This window comes from Streptomyces sp. NPDC048269 (assembly GCF_040652395.1).
Taxonomy (GTDB): domain Bacteria; phylum Actinomycetota; class Actinomycetes; order Streptomycetales; family Streptomycetaceae; genus Streptomyces.
Window position 1 is genome coordinate 201248 of the sequence record NZ_JBEZLW010000005.1, and the last position, 16787, is coordinate 218034.

18 protein-coding genes, 1 tRNA gene, 1 pseudogene and 1 riboswitch are annotated in these 16787 nt (G+C 71.5%); of the genes and pseudogenes, 7 read left to right on the top strand and 13 right to left on the bottom strand.

What is annotated here, in order from left to right; translation table 11 throughout:
• Positions 1–497 precede the first annotated feature (497 nt).
• Positions 498–1034 carry a GNAT family N-acetyltransferase gene (locus tag AB0D48_RS08070; RefSeq protein ID WP_362392028.1) on the bottom strand — a complete coding sequence of 179 codons (537 nt, stop codon included), beginning with the start codon at positions 1032–1034 and terminating at the stop codon, positions 498–500.
• A 210-nt stretch (positions 1035–1244) separates the two neighbouring features.
• Between AB0D48_RS08070 and AB0D48_RS08075 the strand changes: the two genes are divergently transcribed.
• The gene (locus AB0D48_RS08075; RefSeq protein ID WP_362392030.1) at positions 1245–1424 is read left to right on the top strand and encodes a hypothetical protein; all 180 of its coding nucleotides are present in this window, start codon (positions 1245–1247) and stop codon (positions 1422–1424) included.
• Between the two features lie 54 nt (positions 1425–1478).
• Positions 1479–1778, top strand: coding sequence for a hypothetical protein (locus tag AB0D48_RS08080; protein WP_362392311.1), 300 nt, complete (start codon positions 1479–1481; stop codon positions 1776–1778).
• Between the two features lie 729 nt (positions 1779–2507).
• Here AB0D48_RS08080 and AB0D48_RS08085 read toward each other — a convergent pair.
• The 5 genes and pseudogenes from AB0D48_RS08085 to AB0D48_RS08105 all read right to left on the bottom strand — a co-directional run bounded on the left by AB0D48_RS08085 (position 2508) and on the right by AB0D48_RS08105 (position 8072).
• A complete protein-coding gene (locus AB0D48_RS08085; RefSeq protein ID WP_362392032.1) occupies positions 2508–3764 on the bottom strand; it encodes a DUF445 domain-containing protein in 1257 nt (418 codons plus the stop codon).
• A gap of 833 nt (positions 3765–4597) precedes the next feature.
• A pseudogene (locus tag AB0D48_RS08090) lies at positions 4598–5227 on the bottom strand (DUF1707 domain-containing protein); the annotation flags it as partial.
• Positions 5228–5429: 202 nt separating this feature from the next.
• Positions 5430–6395 (bottom strand): ATP-binding cassette domain-containing protein, encoded by a 966-nt coding sequence (locus tag AB0D48_RS08095; RefSeq protein ID WP_362392314.1) that lies wholly within the window; start codon positions 6393–6395, stop codon positions 5430–5432.
• Positions 6396–6406: 11 nt separating this feature from the next.
• Positions 6407–7177, bottom strand: a complete 771-nt coding sequence (locus AB0D48_RS08100; RefSeq protein WP_362392316.1) for an ABC transporter permease — start codon at positions 7175–7177, stop codon at positions 6407–6409.
• Positions 7178–7268: 91 nt separating this feature from the next.
• Positions 7269–8072 (bottom strand): ABC-2 family transporter protein, encoded by an 804-nt coding sequence (locus tag AB0D48_RS08105; protein ID WP_362392034.1) that lies wholly within the window; start codon positions 8070–8072, stop codon positions 7269–7271.
• A 234-nt stretch (positions 8073–8306) separates the two neighbouring features.
• On the opposite strand from AB0D48_RS08105, the gene AB0D48_RS08110 reads away from it, so the two are divergent.
• A complete protein-coding gene (locus tag AB0D48_RS08110; RefSeq protein WP_362392036.1) occupies positions 8307–10781 on the top strand; it encodes a transglycosylase domain-containing protein in 2475 nt (824 codons plus the stop codon).
• 29 nt (positions 10782–10810) lie between these two features.
• On the opposite strand, the gene AB0D48_RS08115 is transcribed toward AB0D48_RS08110, so the two are convergent.
• The 3 genes from AB0D48_RS08115 to AB0D48_RS08125 all read right to left on the bottom strand — a co-directional run bounded on the left by AB0D48_RS08115 (position 10811) and on the right by AB0D48_RS08125 (position 12000).
• Positions 10811–11131 (bottom strand): multidrug efflux SMR transporter, encoded by a 321-nt coding sequence (locus AB0D48_RS08115; protein ID WP_362392038.1) that lies wholly within the window; start codon positions 11129–11131, stop codon positions 10811–10813.
• A gap of 31 nt (positions 11132–11162) precedes the next feature.
• A riboswitch (guanidine-III (ykkC-III) riboswitch) is annotated at positions 11163–11234 on the bottom strand.
• Between the two features lie 60 nt (positions 11235–11294).
• Positions 11295–11636 carry a co-chaperone GroES gene (locus AB0D48_RS08120; RefSeq protein WP_359942254.1) on the bottom strand — a complete coding sequence of 114 codons (342 nt, stop codon included), beginning with the start codon at positions 11634–11636 and terminating at the stop codon, positions 11295–11297.
• Between the two features lie 46 nt (positions 11637–11682).
• Positions 11683–12000 (bottom strand): DUF3618 domain-containing protein, encoded by a 318-nt coding sequence (locus AB0D48_RS08125; protein ID WP_362392041.1) that lies wholly within the window; start codon positions 11998–12000, stop codon positions 11683–11685.
• Positions 12001–12109: 109 nt separating this feature from the next.
• Here AB0D48_RS08125 and bcp point away from each other — a divergent pair, with 109 nt between their 5' ends.
• The 4 genes from bcp (at position 12110) to AB0D48_RS08145 (ending at position 14191) form a co-directional block, all read left to right on the top strand.
• Entirely contained in the window at positions 12110–12577 is a 468-nt protein-coding gene (gene bcp, locus AB0D48_RS08130) for a thioredoxin-dependent thiol peroxidase (RefSeq protein WP_362392043.1), read from the top strand.
• 148 nt (positions 12578–12725) lie between these two features.
• A complete protein-coding gene (locus AB0D48_RS08135; protein WP_362392045.1) occupies positions 12726–13376 on the top strand; it encodes an HNH endonuclease signature motif containing protein in 651 nt (216 codons plus the stop codon).
• Positions 13373–14065, top strand: coding sequence for an HNH endonuclease (locus AB0D48_RS08140; protein ID WP_362392047.1), 693 nt, complete (start codon positions 13373–13375; stop codon positions 14063–14065). Before AB0D48_RS08135 ends, AB0D48_RS08140 begins: the two co-directional genes overlap by 4 nt.
• Before the next feature lie 42 nt (positions 14066–14107).
• Positions 14108–14191: transfer RNA gene (locus AB0D48_RS08145), tRNA-Leu, on the top strand.
• Positions 14192–14249: 58 nt separating this feature from the next.
• Here the strand turns inward: AB0D48_RS08145 and rdgB are convergent.
• The 4 genes from rdgB to AB0D48_RS08165 form a co-directional block, all read right to left on the bottom strand.
• Complete coding sequence (gene rdgB, locus AB0D48_RS08150; RefSeq protein ID WP_362392049.1) at positions 14250–14864, bottom strand: RdgB/HAM1 family non-canonical purine NTP pyrophosphatase; 615 nt, start codon at positions 14862–14864, stop codon at positions 14250–14252.
• Positions 14865–14980: 116 nt separating this feature from the next.
• Positions 14981–15376, bottom strand: a complete 396-nt coding sequence (locus AB0D48_RS08155; protein ID WP_362392051.1) for a hypothetical protein — start codon at positions 15374–15376, stop codon at positions 14981–14983.
• 101 nt (positions 15377–15477) lie between these two features.
• Entirely contained in the window at positions 15478–16203 is a 726-nt protein-coding gene (gene rph, locus AB0D48_RS08160; RefSeq protein ID WP_030717976.1) for a ribonuclease PH, read from the bottom strand.
• Positions 16204–16312: 109 nt separating this feature from the next.
• Complete coding sequence (locus tag AB0D48_RS08165) at positions 16313–16648, bottom strand: PTS glucose/sucrose transporter subunit IIB (protein WP_362392053.1); 336 nt, start codon at positions 16646–16648, stop codon at positions 16313–16315.
• Between the last annotated feature and the right edge of the window lie 139 nt (positions 16649–16787).

The following is a 16787-nucleotide window of genomic DNA, read 5'->3' on the forward strand; positions in this document are numbered from 1 at the left end:
GGGTGCCGGTCTGCCCGCTGGGGTGGCCGGGGTGCCGGTCGGCCGGGGTCCTGGCTGACTGGGGTGGCCCGTCGGCCGGGGCGGCTGGATCGCCTTGGGACGAGGGAGTGCGTCGTGGGTCTCCTCAGGCCCGTAGGGGCCAGGAGAAGATCGCATAGCCGGGGGGAGTGGCCCGGCGACGGCGGGGGCGGGCCTCGGTGGTCGCGAGGAGGTGGCGATCACGCCGTCGGGCGAGGGGTACTTCATGGGCACGGAGGTGGACGGGCACTGGCGGTGCGCCGCTGAGGGGCTCGGCCGGGCCCGCCCGGGGCAACTGGTGGGCCTGCGCTGGGGGCACCTCCCAGTAGTAGCTGGGCGACGGGACGAAGGGGATCGTCGACGACGTGGGGGCACCTACGTGCGGGGCTCCCGGGCGAAGTCCGGGGGCGGGGGGACGTAGTGGGGGGCTTGCCCGTGGGCCCACGGGCCCCTGGGCACGGCCTGGTCCGCCGGCTGGCCTAGCGGTTCGGGTGGTCCGGGGACAGGAAGACGATCACGCCCGTCTCCGTGCCGGGGCGGGCCGCGACCTCGTGCCAGCCGAGGCGGCGGTACGTGGCCACGGTGTCGGTGGCCAGGCGGGAAGTCAGCAGCCAGGCGCGCCGGTCCGGGGCGTCGGCTGTGATCTCGGTGAGCAGGGCCCGGCCGGTGCCGTGGCCGCGGGCGTACGGGCGTACGGCGAGTTCGTCTATCTCCAGGGCCCCGGTCAGGAGCTCCTTCACACGGTGCGGGCCCAGTTGTGCCGCGACCTGGGCGTACGCGCGGTCCTTGGGGAAGGCGGCCGGCGTGATCCAGCCCGTGGCGAAGCCGTCGATGCCGGTCGCGGACTGGGCGAGGGCCGTACGGAATCCACGGCGCCGGGAGTCGGCCTGGAGGCGGGTGGCGAACTGGCGAATGGTTTCTTCGTCCTCGTTCCACGGTGGGGCGGCGAAGACGTCGGCGTAGGCGTCGACCAGTTCGTCCGCGAGGTCGAGGACGGCCTGTCCGTAGCAGATCACGATGTCCTGGCTCCTGTGGGTGATAGCGGGTGCGGGTGTGGGGTGGGGTGGGATGGGGGCGGGGGAGTGGGAATTTCCCCTTTGGGTGAGGAGAGCGAATTTATGCGATTCGGGTTCCTGGGGCGGACATCGCACGGATCCGGCGAGTGTGCGACAAATCCCCTCCCCGCCCTCCGTGTCGGCAAGCCGGGCACCCGCGTTGAGCAGCCCGTGGACAGACTGCTTCGCGCGGCCGGCCGGTGCGCGCTCGCTTTTCTTCTCGTCCTGGGCGTCGTGGCGTTGCTGCCGCGCGCGCTGCGGGACGCGGTGCCTGATGCCGTGATCGGCGGAGCCGTGCTCGTGCTGGGGTGGGCGCTGGGCGCCCGTCGGATGGCCGGGCGGCCGCGTTAGCCTCGTAAGGCATTCGATATGACGAAACGAGAAGACAGACCCGAGGAGTTCGACATGGCGCGCGTACCGAGTTCCGTGGTGGCGGCCGCCGGGCTGGTCGGCGGATACGCCGTCGCCCGGTGGACCAAGAAGCGGCCCCTGGGCGGTGTCGTCCTGGGCGCCGCCGGGCTCGCGGCCGGACGGGAGTGGCACCGCCGGGGCGGCGCGCCCGCCGCGGCCGGGCTCGGGGCGCTGTACCTGGCCGGGTTCGCGGGAGCGCACCCGCTGGCCAAGAAGGTCGGCGCGTGGCCGGCCGTCTTCGGGGCCGCGGGGGTCGTGGCGGCGGCATCCTGGGCGGTCGCCGACCGCGGCTGAGCCGCCGGGGCCGTGGCCACCGCGGCCGAGCCGTCGCAGCCTGGCCGTCTCCTACACCGGTCCGAGCCGCCGGGCGGCGCGCCCGCCGCGGCCTGGGCCGTCGCAGCCTGGGCCGCCGCCCACCCCGGCCGAGACGCCGGATCGTGCTGCCGCAGCCCGGGCCGCCGAGCCCACCGCAGCCGATCGGCGAGACGGACGGCGCGTAAGCGGACGGCGCGGGCGACCGCACGACGGCCGGCGGACCTGCGCCCGCCACCAGGTACCCGCCCACCGCAGCGGATCGGCGAGACGGGCGGCGCGTAAGCGGGCGGCGCGGTCGGCCGCGCGACGGTCGGCGGACCTGCGCGCGCTCCCGGGCGCCCGGTCCGACCGCCGAGGCGCCGGGAACGTGCCGCCGCAACCTGAGCCGTGGCAACCCGGGGCGCCCCCCAGCCCGGTCCGGGCCACCAAGATCCCGGCCGCCGCACCCCGGGCCGTCGAGCCCACCGCAGCCCATCGGCGAGACGGGCGGCGCGTACGCGGACGGCGCGGGCGACCGCACGACGGCCGACGGACCCGCGCCCGCCCCCGGGCGCCCGGTCCGACCGCCGAGGCGCCGGGAAGTGCCGCCGCGGCCTGGCCGCCGCAGCCCGGGCCGCCGCCCACCCCGGTCCGAGCCACCACGTTCCCGGCCGCCGCAGGCCGGGCAATCGCCCGCAGCCGATCGGTGCCCGGTCCGACGAGCGGGCCCTACGCCCCGAGTGCCCGCGACACCGTGTAGATCAGCAGGCCCGCCAGGGCGCCGACCACCGTGCCGTTGATGCGGATGAACTGCAGGTCCCGGCCGATGTGGGCCTCGATCTTCCGTGAGGTGTGCTCGGCGTCCCAGGCCGCCACCGTGTCCGTGATCAGCGAGGTGATCTCGGTCCGGTAGGTGGTGACCACGTACACCACCGCGCCCTCGATCCAGCCCTCCACCTTGGCCTGCAGACGGCCGTCCGTGGCCAGCCGCGCCCCCAGGGCCATCAGCGAGGAACGGACGCGCAGGCGCAGCTCGCTCCGCTCGTCCTCCGCCGCCGAGATGATCATCGAGCGGATCGCGGTCCAGGCGGAGGCGATCACCTCCTGGATCTCGCCGCGCGCCAGCAGCTCGGACTTGAGCCGTTCGACCCGGGCCCGGGTCTCCGTGTCCCCCTGGAGGTCGGCCGCGAAGTCCGTCAGGAAGCGGTCCACCGCGCCGCGCGCCGGGTGCTGGGGCATGTCCCGCATCTCCGTGACGAAGCGGAGCAGCTCCTTGTACACGCGGTCGCCGACCTTGCGGTCCACGAACCGCGGGGTCCAGCCTGGCGCCCCGCCCTGGATCGCGTCCACGACCGACGCCCCGTGGGTGACGAGCCAGTCGTGGACCTTGGCGCACACGAGGTCGACTGCGCGGTGGTGGCCGCCGTCCGCGACGACCCGCTCCAGGGTCTTGCCGATGCCGGGCGCGATCTCGGCCGTCTCGGCGCGCCGGGTGATCGCCTCGCCGACGACGGCCTGCACGTCGGAATCGCGCAGTACGGTCAGGGCTCCGCGCAGTGCGGTGGCCAGCTCCGCGGTGACCCGGTCGGCGTGCGCGGGTTCGGCCAGCCAGGTGCCGAGGCGGCCGCCGATGCCGAGGGCATGGAGGCGGGCCTTGACCACGTCGGAGGAGAGGAAGTTCTCTCCGACGAACTCGCCGAGGGAGATGCCGAGCTGGTCCTTCTTGGTCGGGATGATCGCGGTGTGCGGGATGGGCAGGCCGAGGGGGCGCCGGAAGAGGGCGGTGACGGCGAACCAGTCCGCGAGCGCGCCGACCATGCCGGCTTCGGCGGCCGCCGCGACGTAGCCGGCCCAGCCGGCGGCGCCGGCGTGCTGCGCCCACGTGGCCAGTACGTAGATCAGCGCGACCAGGATCAGGAGGCTGGTCGCGGTGGTCTTCATCCGGCGGACGCCGCGGCGACGCTCCTCGTCGGCGGCGCTGAACACGAAGGCTCCGCGAGTGGGCGGGGTCGGGGTCTGTGCGGTTGCCGCTGCCGCGTGGGGTGGCGGTGGGGCGGCACCTCCGACTGTGGGGCGGTTGTCCACGAGCTCCTGCCTTCCCCCGGGGGCGCCGGTTTTGTCTGCATAGCATCCGACTATTGAGAGGCGCGAGGAGTTCCCGGCACGCCGTTTCGCTCCCGCGAGGGGGTACGGGTCCCACTGCCGCGGCCTCGCCGACCCCGGCGGCCGGCACCGCGCCCGCGCCCGCGCCGGGGCCCGGGCGGGTCTGGCCCGGGCGGCTCTGGCCCGGTGGCCATGGCCCGTTGCAGCCGGGCCGCGGGCCGACATGCCCGGGCTGGCCCGGAAACCCAGCCCCCGCGACGTGTAGCCAGGCAGAACGGCCGCAGGCCGACATACCGAGGGCCGCCACCCGCCACACCACCCGGCTCAACCACACCCGACGTCGAACCGCCCCCAGGCCAGGCCCGTATACCCGCAGGACGAACGCAGCCCGAGCCACCGCAGGCCCCGGGTCCCCCGACCCCAGGCCACCCCCGTACGGCCGCAGACCCGAAGGGGCGAAGCCACCCGAGGCCCCGACTCCCCCAGCCGCCGCCCACGCCGTACCTGGGCCCAGCCCTCCGGCCGCGGCCGGCGTGGTCTGCCCGGTCCCAGCCCCCCGCCCCGCGGGTCGAGCCACGCTCCGTCCAGGCCCCCCGCCCCGCGGGTCGAGCCACGCTCGTCCAGGCCCCCGACCACCCCCGGCCACCCCCGCGCCCGAGCCGCGCTCGGCCCGCGCGAAGGCAGCCAGGCTCCCGGCCATCCCGCTACAGCTGCTTGCGCAGCTTCGGCGACTTGGGAGGTTTGACCTTGATCTCCACACCGCCCCAGAAGGCGAAGCCCGTGACGGTCACGCGGGGGGCGCCCGGCTGCGTCGGGCCGCTGGCGACGCGCTGGTCGAAGGCGCCCATGACGCCGATGCCCCGTACGTCGACCTCCACGCCCGGCGGGACCGTGATTTGGATACCTCCCATGATCGCGACGCAGTTGATCACCACCTCGCGCTGCGCGAAGTTCGCCTCGCGCAGGTCCAGCTCGCCTCCGCCCCAGAACGCCACCGCGTCGAAGCGGGCGGGCACCGTCCACGGGCCCTTGCGCTGGAACCCCGACATGACCGCGACCGCCGTCGCGGACGTCGCCGACCCGCCGATCCGCCCCGGCCAGGACGAACCGGAAGCCACGGGCGCCGACAGCGGCGCCGCGCCCCCCGCCACCGGCAGGTCCCGTGTCAGCGGCTCCAGTTCCGCGTACGTCCGGGACTTGTACGCCGCCTCCAGCCGCTCCTCGAACTCCTCCATGTCGAGCCGGCCCTCGGCGACGGCGTCCCGCAGACGCTCCACCACCCGGTCCCGGTCGGCATCCGACGCCCTCAACTCCGGCAACGGCTTCTCCGGCCGCTCGTCACTCATGCGGACCAGACTATGCAGGGAACACCGGGAGTTGTACGGCCTGAACCCCTGTCCGACTCCGGGTTGCCCCTGATTTATCCCGCCCCGAACCCGCCCCGAACCCGCCCCGAGCCCACTCCGGAACCGCGTCGCCCCGAACCCGCCCCGACTCCACTTCCTAAACCGCCCTGGGCCCGCCCCGAACCCACCCCGGCTCCCGCCCTCACCCCCGCCCCGCGTACATCCGCGCGATCACGTCCTCGATGTCCGGTTCCCGCACCGACAGGTCCACCAGCGGGTACCGCGCCGCCACCTCCGCCACCAGTGGCGCCGCCGAAGCCCCCGCCGGGAACGCCAGCCACTGCCGCGGCCCGTCCACCCTCACCACCCGCGCGCCCGCCAGCTCGATCGGCGCCAGCTCCCGCTCCAGGTCCACCACCAGCGTCCGCTCGCTCTCCCCCACCGAGCCGGCCGCGTGCAGACCGCCCAGCGACCCGTCATACATCAGCCGCCCGTGGTCGATCACCATCACCCGCTCGCACAGCTGCTCGATGTCCTGGAGGTCGTGCGTGGTCAGCAGCACCGTCGTGCCGAGCTCCGCGTTCAGCTGCCGCAGGAAGCCCCGTACCTTCGCCTTGCTCACCACGTCCAGCCCGATCGTCGGCTCGTCCAGGTACAGCACGTCCGGATCGTGCAGCAGCGCCGCCGCGATGTCCCCGCGCATCCGCTGCCCCAGCGACAGCTGCCGCACCGGTACGTCGAGCAGCTCGGCCAGGTCCAGCCGGTCCACGCAGCGCTCCATGTTCTCCTCGAACCGCGCCCGCGGGATCCGGTACATCCGCCGCATCAGCCCGTACGAGTCCTTCAGCGGCAGGTCCCACCACAGCGTGGTGCGCTGCCCGAACACCACCCCGATCCGGTGCGCGAGCCGCATCCGCTCCCGCGCCGGGTCGATGCCCGCGACCCGCAGCCGGCCGCCGCTCGGCGTCAGGATCCCGGTCAGCATCTTGATCGTGGTCGACTTCCCGGCACCATTGGGCCCGATGTAACCGACCACCTCGCCCCGCGCCACCTCGAAGCTGATCCCGTCCACCGCCCTGACCTGGCGTTTCTCCCGACGCATCAGCCCCACCCGGCGCCGTACGTCAAACACCTTCTCGACCCCGTCCAGCGAGATCAGCGCATCCACCACGGCCACGGCTAGCTCCCCGTGCTTCGGTACGAACGGACTCCCGCGCGCCACGCCAGCGACGCGGGCAGGAACACGGCGAAGGCCACCAGCGGGCTCAGGTACGCCGCCCACCCCGGCAGCCCCAGCGGATCGGGCCGCCCCAACACGTGCAGTGCGGGCAGCCAGTTGACGAAGGCCAGCGGAATGACGAAGGTCACCCCGCGCAGCAGGTCCTTCGCGAAGACCGTGGGCGGGTACTGCAGCATCGTGCAGCCGCCGTACGTGAAGGAGTTCTGCACCTCCGCCGCGTCCCCGGCGACGAACTGGAACGCCGCCCCGGCGACCATCACCGCCCCGAAGATCGCCGCCCCGGCCGCCACCATCACGGGCACCAGCAGCACCTTGCCCGGAGTCCACTCGACCTGCGGACCCAACGCCCACACCGCCCAGGCCAGCACCCCCACCCCCTGCCCGACGCGCCCCAGCCGGCGCAGCGCGAACCGGTCCGCCGCGACCTGCGCCAGCACCGGAACGGGGCGCACCAGCATGGTGTCCAGCGAACCGTCGCGGATCCGCACGCCGATCCGGTCGGTGTTGCCCAGCAGCAGGTCCGCCAGGCCCAGGGAGGCCGAGCAGGACCCGTAGAGCAGGGCGATCTCGGGCAGCGTGAAGCCACCGAGGACATCCACGTGGGAGAACATGATGTAGATCGCGACGAAGTCGAGGAGAGTGATCGCCGCGTTGCCGACGAGCGACAGGACGAAGGACGTCCGGTACGTCATCGTCGCGCGGATCCACATCGCCACGATCAGCCCGTAGCCGCGCAGCCCCTCCCGCACCCGCCCGCGCCGGGGCACCACCACGGCGGCGAACTCCCGCTCCAGCACCGCCTCAGCCACCCTGGACCACCACCTTCCGCGTCGCGGCCGACTGCAACAGCCGCCCCGCGCCCAGCAGTACGAACGCCCACCCGGCCTGGAACCCCAACGCCCCCGCCGCGCTCCCGGACCCCGCGTGCCTGCCCAGCAGCACGTCCATCGGAACCTGGAGCATCGCCGCCCACGGCAGCGCCTGCACGAACTCGCCGAAACCGCCCGGGAAAACGGTCAGCGGCAGCAGCATCCCGGAGAAGAAGACGGTGACGACGGTCGCCATCATGTTGATCCCGGACCCGTCCATCAGCCAGAACGCCGCCAGCCCCAGCAGGTAGCGCACCGCGAAACTCACCGTCAGCGCGAGCAGCACGGAGACAAGGAACAGCAGCCAGCGCAGCGGATCGGCGGGCAGCGCCAGCCGGAACGCCAGCGCCCCCACCGCCAGCGGGACCACCCCCCGCCCCACCAACTGGAAGGCGGCCCGCCCCAGGTCGGCCGCGAGCCACCACATCTGCAGGTCCGCCGGCCGGTACAGGTCGACGGCGATGTCCCCCGTACGGACACGCTCCTGGAGTTCCTCCTGGAAACCGCCCCCGATCAACGCCCCGGCGGCGAGCATCGACTGGCTCACCCATACGAAGGTCAGGGCCTGTGCCTGGTCGTAGCCGCCGAGTCCGGGCCGTTCGTCCCACAGCGCGATGTACGTGTACGCGACGATGAATCCGAACACGGTGTTGGTGAACACACCGGCCGCCGTCGCCGTCCCGTAGGTGGCGTAGCGACGGAATCCGCCTGCCGCGACCGCGAGGTAGAGCCGCACTCTCCGGCGCCCCGTCCCACGCGCCGCCCCGAGCGTTGTCCCACGCTCTGTCTGACGCACCGTATCCCTCCGTTTCCCACGTCGTTCCTACGTCGGCCAAAGCGCGCGAGCTTAGTGCGGAGGGGCGAGCCACGCGACCGATTTACCCCCGTCCGGCGCGTAATCACCGGTCATCGGGTAGACACCATGAGGTACAGAAGTGGATATTTCGCACGGCGTCGAGGAGTCCTGGAGATGAGCGACCAGTCACCACCCCCGGGCTGGACCCCTCGCGACCCGGACACGCCGCCCGAGGGACTCCCAACACGGCCGCAGAGACCAGGAAGTACGGCCCGCCGGGAGCGGACCGGCTGGCGCCGCGCCCTCCCCACCTGGCGCATGGTGCTGGGCGCCGTCCTGCTCCTCGCCCTGCTTCTGAGCGGCGCCCTCATCGCCGGCTACCTGCTGGTGGACATCCCGCCGGCCAACTCCGCCGCGACCGCGCAGTCGAACCTCTACCTCTACTCCGACGGCTCCCAGCTCGCCCGCGACGGCGAGGTCAACCGCGTCAACGTCCCGCTCTCCCAGATCCCCCGGACCGTCCAGGAGGCCGTACTGGCCGCCGAAGACCGGGACTTCTACTCCGAACGGGCGGTGGACCCCAAGGCGATGGTCCGCGCCGCCTGGAACACCGCGACCGGCAAGGGCACCCAGTCCGGTTCGACCATCACCCAGCAGTACGTCAAGAACTACTACCTGGGCCAGGAACAGACGATCAACCGGAAGGTCAAGGAGTTCTTCATCGCGATCAAACTCGGTCGCGAGAAGTCGAAGGACTACATCCTGGAGGGGTATCTGAACACCAGTTACTTCGGCCGCAACGCCTACGGCATCCAGGCCGCCGCCCAGGCCTACTACGGCAAGGACGTCGCCGGCCTCACCACCGCCGAAGGCGCGTACCTCGCCACCCTCCTCAACTCCCCCAGCGCCTTCGACGTCGTCTCGCATCCCCAGGGCCGCCCCCGCGCACTCGCCCGCTGGAACTACGTACTCGACGGCATGGTCAAGAAGAACTGGCTGCCCGCCGCCGAACGCACGACGACGCGGTTCCCCGAACCGGGCAAGGTCCGCGCCGCCGCCGGACTGTCCGGACAGCGCGGGTACCTGGTGGAGGCCATCAAGGACTACATCGTCGACCGCAAGATCCTCGACGACAAAACCCTCGCCAAGGGCGGCTACCGCATCACCACCACCATCGACAGACGCCGCCAGAACGCCATCGTCGAAGCCGTCGACGACCAGATGGTCAGCAAACTCGACCCGCAGAAGCGCAAGGCGGACCGGGTGGTCCGGGCCGGCGGGGTCTCCATCGACCCGGCCACCGGCAAGGTCGTCGCCATGTACGGCGGCATCGACTACACCAAGCAGTACGTGAACAACGCGACCCGGCACGACTACCAGGTCGCCTCCACCTTCAAACCGTTCGTCTTCGCGGCCGCCGTCGAGAACGACTCCCGCACCCAGGACGGCCGCCGCATCACCCCGAACACCCTCTACAACGGCGACAACAAGCGCCCCGTAGTCGGCGGCCGGATCCGCTTCGCTCCCGAGAACGAGGGCCAGGTGTCGTACGGGAACATCACCGTCAACACCGCCACCGACCTCTCCGTCAACGCCGTCTACGCACAGATGGCGGTCGACGTCGGCACCGTGAAGGTCAAGGAGACCGCCATCGCCCTCGGCATCCCCGAAGACACCCCGAACTTCCCGCCCGTCCCCGCCATGGCGCTCGGCACCATGCAGGCCAGCGTCCTGGACATGACGCAGGCGTACGCGACCCTCGCGGACCACGGCCGCCGGACCCCGTACACCTTCCTCGAAAAGATCACCAAGGGCGACGACACGATCGGCCTGCCCGAGCGCACGCCCACCCAGGCCGTCAGCCGCGAGGCCGCCGACACCACCACGTCCATGCTGGTCAGCGTCGTCGACAACGGCACCGGCACGGCTGCGCTCGCCGCCGGCCACCCCGCCGCGGGCAAGACCGGGACCGGCGAACTGGACCGCTCGGCCTGGTTCGCCGCCTACACCCCGGGCCTGGTCACGGTGATCTCGATGATGGGGCAGGACCCGGACACCGGCGCACTGGAGTCGCTGTACGGCGCCCTCGGGGAGCCCCGCAACGGCGGCGGCGGCTACCCGGCCCGGATCTGGGCCGGGTACACGAAGACGGCGCTGGAGGGCAGCGACCCCGTCGACTTCGACCTGGAACTCCAGCCGGGCGCGGCCGAGCCGCCGCCCCCGCCGCCGGCCCAGACGGGCCGGCCCGAGGAGTCGCCGGGCGAGGCGACGCAGCCCCCATGGGTGCGGCCGACCCGGCCCGTACGGCCCACTCCGCCGACGGGCGGGCAGGACAACGGGGGCCGGGACAACGGCGGGCAGGACCAGAGAGGCCAGGACAACGGAGGCCAGGACAACGGAGGCCAGAACCAGGGAGGCCAGGACAACGGAGGCCAGGACAATGGAGGCCGCACGCAGGGCGGGCAGACCCAGGGCGGGCAGACCAACGGCGGCACCACACAGGGTGACCAGCGCGGCACCACCGCGGGTACGACGGGCACCACGGGCGCGACGGGCACGACGGGCGCGACGGGCACGACGGGCGGCCGGGGCACGGACGGCGGCCGCACGCCCGAAGGCGCGCGCCCGCCGTCGGCGTTCCTGGAATGACCCGGGGCCGGGGGCCCGGGGACCCCGGCTCAGTGACCGGACGTCGCCTTGAGCCCCACCACCGCGACCAGCAGCAGGGAAATGAAGAAGATCCGGGCGGCGGTGACGGGCTCGCCCAGCACCGCCATACCGAGCACGGCCGCCCCGGCGGCGCCGATGCCCACCCACACCCCGTACGCCGTACCGATGGGCAGGGACTTGGCGGCGTAGGAGAGCAGCACCATGCTGGCGACGATCCCGGCGCCCGTGAACACACTGGGCCACAGCCGGGTGAAGCCCTCGGTGAATTTCATGCCGACCGACCAGCCGACTTCGAGCAGACCGGCGACGAGCAGCAGAACCCAGGCCATGACGGCACCTCCGAGACATCGAGCGGTACGGGGTGCGTCGTCTTGTCGTACCCGGTACGGCGCGTCTCGTCGGGTTCTCCTCAACCGTAGCAAAGGAAGGCGAAAGGGGCTGGTGGCCTCGGCCACCAGCCCCTGCTCCCGTGCTCCGGATCGGATGCGAAGGTCAGAGGTACAGACCGGTGGAGTCCTTCGCCCCCTCCAGGCGCTCGGCGGCCACGGCGTGCAGGTCCCGCTCGCGCATGAGCACGTACGTCGCACCCCGCACCTCGACCTCGGCCCGGTCCTCGGGGTCGTACAGCACCCGGTCGCCGGGCTCGACGCTCCGTACGTTCTGCCCGACCGCGACCACTTCCGCCCAGGCCAGCCGCTTGCCCACCGCGGCCGTCGCCGGGATGAGGATGCCGCCGCCGGAGCGGCGCTCGCCCTCCGGCAGGTCGGACTTCACGAGCACGCGGTCGTGGAGCATGCGGATGGGCAGCTTGTCGTGGGTGGTGTTCTCGCTCACCCTCCGAACCTACCCGCCCGCGTCGGCGCCGCGCTCCGCAGGGTCATCAGCGCTTGCGCCGCACCGAGAACGCCAGCAGCCCCACGACACCCGCCGCGACCAGCGCGACGGGCACGAGCCGCTCGATGCGCGGGGCCCCGTCCTCGTGGCGCAGGCCGCTCTTCACGTCCGTCACGAGGCGGTTCACGGCGACGAAGGCCCGCCCGACGGTGTGGTCGACCGTCGAGGCGACCCTGGCCTTCGCGTCCCCGATGATCGTCTTCGGGTGCAGGCGCACGCCGATCTCGTCGAGCGTCTCGGCGAGCTGCTCCCGGCGGCGGACGATGTCCGCCTCGATCTGTGCGGGGGTCCTGGCTTCCGGCACCGCGCTGCCTCCGTCGTCGTTTCGTCTGTGGGGGCGTAGTCCGCCATGAACAGTCTGTCAGCAGCTTAGTCTCGTGCCATACCGATCCCCTCTTGAGGAGACTGCCGACATGAGCGAGCGACTTCAGCCGGGCGACCCCGCCCCCGCCTTCACCCTGCCCGACGCGGACGGCAACGAGGTCTCGCTGGCCGGCCACAAGGGCCGCAAGGTGATCGTCTACTTCTACCCGACCGCGATGACGCCGGGCTGCACCAAGCAGGCCTGCGATTTCACGGACAACCTGGACGTGCTGGCGACGGCCGGCTACGACGTCATCGGCGTGTCCCCGGACAAGTCGGAAAAGCTCGCGAAGTTCCGCGAGAAGGAGCACCTGAAGGTCACGCTCGTCAGCGACCCGGAGAAGGAGACCCTGACCGCGTACGGCGCGTACGGCGAGAAGAAGCTCTACGGCAAGACGGTGACGGGGGTCATCCGCTCGACGGTGATCGTGGACGAGGAGGGCAAGGTCGAGCACGCCTTCTACAACGTCAAGGCCACGGGCCACGTAGCCAAGATCATCAAGGACCTGGGCATCTGACCCGCCCTCCCCCGAACGTAGCGGCCCGCACCCAACCGGTGCGGGCCGCTCGGTTTATCGGACGAAATCAGCCGTAACCGTCCGACTATCGGTCCGTTACTCCGTACGAGGCCCGCACGCGTGGCCGGGACAACGAAGGGGGACGCGGATGCCGATCAGTCCGTACACGAGGGACCGCCTGGCGGAGGCGGCGGAGGGCTCACGGACGCTGTCCGAGGCGCTGCGGAAGTTGGGGGTGGACCCCAAGGGTGCCTCGCGGCGCTACTTGCACCACCGCATGCGCAAGCTGGGGGTGGACACGTCGCACTTCCAGGCGGAGGGAGCGAAGTGGACGAGAGAGATCCTGGCGGAGGCCGTCGCTGCGTCGACCACCATGTGCGAGGTCCTGAGGCGCCTCGGCCTTGAGGTCGTGGGCGGTCACCACACACACATCAGCCGCCGCGTGAAGGCATACGGCATCGACACCTCTCACTTCAGGCTGCCCTCGCCTGCGGGCCGACCCCAGACCCGGCGGACCCCGGAGTCGATCCTCATCAGACAGACCGATTCCCATGCTCGGCGCCGGCAGAGCGAGCAGCTCAAGAGCGCACTCGCCACACTCGGCGTCGCCGAGCACTGCCAGATGTGCGGGATCGAATCGATCTGGCAAGGGGAGCCACTCCCCCTGGAGGTCGACCACATCGACGGTGATTGGCGCAACAACCAGGCGGACAATCTCCGCCTCCTGTGCCCCAACTGCCACTCCACGACCGACACGTACCGCGGACGCGGCAAGCGGCGCCGGGCGAAGGCCGCGTGAACAGCGGAATTCGCTACACCCGCGATCTGCTGACCGAGGCCGCAGCGCGCTGCGCATCGGTCGACGAGGTCATCGCCTTCTTCGGCACGACGCCGTACCCCTACCTGAATCGCTACCTGATGCGGCGGTTCGCCGAGTACGGGATCGACGTCTCGCATTTCAAACGGAGCCGACGAAGCTACACGAGGGCATCGCGCCCGAACAGTGCCGAGCTGCGCGACGCGATCGCGGCGTCCCTCTCGCTGGCAGAGACCCTGCGGCAGCTCGGCCTGCCGGACAACAGCACCCAACGCGGGAAGCTGCACCAGTGGATACAGGAAGAGGGGTTTTCGACCGCACATTTCCTGGGACAGGCCCATCAGAGGGGCAAGCCCGGCACTACGCCCGTGAAGCCCGCCGAAGAGATCCTCGTCAAGCACGAGGGAAAGCGGCGCACCCGCACGAACCTGCTCCGACGCGCCCTGCGCGAGATCGGCGTCCCGGAGTGCTGCGACAGATGCGGGACGCCGCCCCAGTGGCACGGGCGTCCCATGACGCTGGAGGTCGACCACATCAACGGTGACTGGAGCGACGACCGGCAGGAGAACCTCCGCCTCCTGTGCCCCAATTGCCATGCGCTGACTGACACGTGGTGCGGAAACCGTCGACGCGAGTCAGTCGCAATGCAGACCTGGACGGCCTTAGACTGACCGCAACCAAATCAACCCGGTGTCCAAATTGGGGCGATTTAGGCGGTCGTGGCGGAATTGGCCTACGCGCAACTTTTAGGTAGTTGTGGGAGTAATCCCTTGAGGGTTCGAGTCCCTCCGGCCGCACTCGAAGCGAGGCCCCGGTTCAGCAGCACGGTGAACCGGGGCCTTCGGCGTACCGGGCTCAGCCCAGCAGTTCCCGGACCACCGGGACCAGGGCGCGGAAGGCCTGGCCCCGGTGGGAGATGGCGTTCTTCTCCGCCGGGGTGAGCTCCGCGCAGGTGCGGGACTCGCCCAGGGGCTGGAGGATCGGGTCGTAGCCGAAGCCGCCCGTGCCCGACGGGGTGTGGCGCAGGGTGCCCAGGAGGCGGCCCTCGACGACGCGTTCGGTGCCGTCGGGGAGGGCCAGGGCCGCCGCGCAGAAGAAGTGGGCGCCCCGGTGCTCGTCGGAGATGTCCGACAGCTGGGCGAGGAGAAGATCCAGGTTCGCCTTGTCGTCGCCGTGGGCGCCGGACCAGCGGGCCGAGAAGATGCCGGGGGCGCCGTTGAGGACGTCCACGCACAGGCCGGAGTCGTCGGCGACCGCCGGGAGGCCGGTGGCCTGGGCCAGGGCGTGGGCCTTGAGGAGGGCGTTCTCGGCGAAGGTGACGCCGGTTTCCTTGACGTCCGGGATCTCGGGGTACGCGTCCGCGCCGACCAGCTCGTGCGGCAGGCCGGCGTCGGACAGGATGGCGTGCAGTTCAGCGATCTTGCCCGCGTTGCGGGTGGCCAGGATCAGGCGGCTGGGCGTGGAAGTCATGTCCGCCATTATTTCCGGCCCGCCGGGGCCCCCGAGGCCCTCGAGGCTCCAAGGCCCCGAGGCCGGCCATTGTTTCCGGCCCCGCCGACGCCAAAGTCGCCGAGCCCGCCGCCACGTCAGCCCGGCGTGCAGACCTTGGAGATCTCGCTCGCCGCGTCCGCGACCGGCTGGATGTCCGGGGTGGCGTCGCCGTTCTGGATGGCGGTGCGGACGTTCTTGACCGCCGTGTTCATCGAGTCGATGGCCTTGCCCAGGTCGGCGTTGTCCGTCTGGTCGCCGATCTTCTTGAGGTTCGTCTCGATCTGGTTGAGCGCGTTCTGGGCGTCCTGCGGGCTGTTGCCCGCCTGGGAGACCGCCTGCTGGAGGTCGTTCGCGCCGTCCGTGATGGCCACCGCGGTGTTCGCGCAGTCCATTGCTGTGGAGATCGCGTCGCAGGCCGTGAGGGCGGGGACGGTCAGCGCGGCCGCCACGACTATGGCGGCGATGCGGTGCTTCGGCTTCGTCGTCTTCATCTTCGGGTCCCCCAGGGAATCGGATACGTGGACGGGCGCACGGCTTTGACACCGTGCGCCCGTACCAGGGCAGACGCGAATCCGCGCGCCGCGGTTGCCGCTCAGAGCTCCAGCGCGCCCAGCTGGATGGCTTCCAGGTCCGCGCAGCCGCCGGCGGCGAGGTCGAGGAGGGCGTTGAGTTCCTTGCGGTCGAAGGGCTCGCCCTCGGCGGTGCCCTGGACCTCTACGAAGCGGCCGTCGCCGGTGCAGACCACGTTCATGTCCGTCTCGGCCCGCACGTCCTCCTCGTAGCAGAGGTCGAGGAGCGGGACGCCGTCGACGATGCCGACGCTGACGGCGGCGACGGTGCCGGTGAGCGGCTTGCGGCCGGCCTTGATGAGCTTCTTCTGCTGGCCCCAGGCGACGGCGTCGGCGAGGGCGACGTAGGCACCGGTGATCGCGGCGGTGCGGGTGCCGCCGTCGGCCTGGAGGACGTCGCAGTCCAGGACGATGGTGTTCTCGCCGAGGGCCTTGTAGTCGATGACGGCGCGCAGCGAGCGTCCGATGAGGCGGGAGATCTCGTGGGTGCGGCCGCCGATCTTGCCGCGTACGGATTCGCGGTCGCCGCGGGTGTTGGTGGAGCGGGGCAGCATCGAGTACTCGGAGGTGACCCAGCCTTCGCCGCTGCCCTTGCGCCAGCGCGGGACGCCTTCGGTGAAGGAGGCGGTGCAGAAGACCTTGGTGTCTCCGAAGGAGATGAGGACGGAGCCCTCGGCGTGCTTGCTCCATCCGCGTTCGATGGTGACCGGGCGGAGCTGTTCGGGCGTACGGCCGTCGATGCGAGACATGGCTCCGAGCCTAGTCCCTGTGGCCGAACGCGAAGACCCCGTCCGGGTGTATCCGGAACGGGGTCTTACGGGCTCGTGTCGTAGGGCGGGCGAGCCGTGGGGGCTCAGCTCACATCATGTCTTCGATCTCGCCGGCGATCGGGTCGGCGTCGGTGCCGATGACGACCTGGATCGCGGTGCCCATCTTGACGACGCCGTGGGCGCCGGCGGCCTTCAGGGCGGCCTCGTCGACGAGGTCCGGGTTGTGGACCTCGGTGCGCAGGCGGGTGATGCAGCCCTCGACCTCGTCGATGTTGTCGATACCGCCGAGCCCGGCGACGATCTTCTCAGCCTTGGTGGCCATGTGTTTCTCCCTGAGTGTTACGAAGAACGAGTCTCGGCGGCCAGGTATCCGGATACCCACCTGTGTGATCCGCTTTGTCACGGTAACCCACGGTTGGCCCATCTATGCGGGCATATGGTTGCCGGCTGCCGAATGATGACGATCAGCAGCAACCTGCCCACGACTGGTCTACACCAGTGTGCAGCACATGCCGCAACTGCCAAAAACGGGCCGGTCAGGGAGGACGCCGATGAGCGCGAGC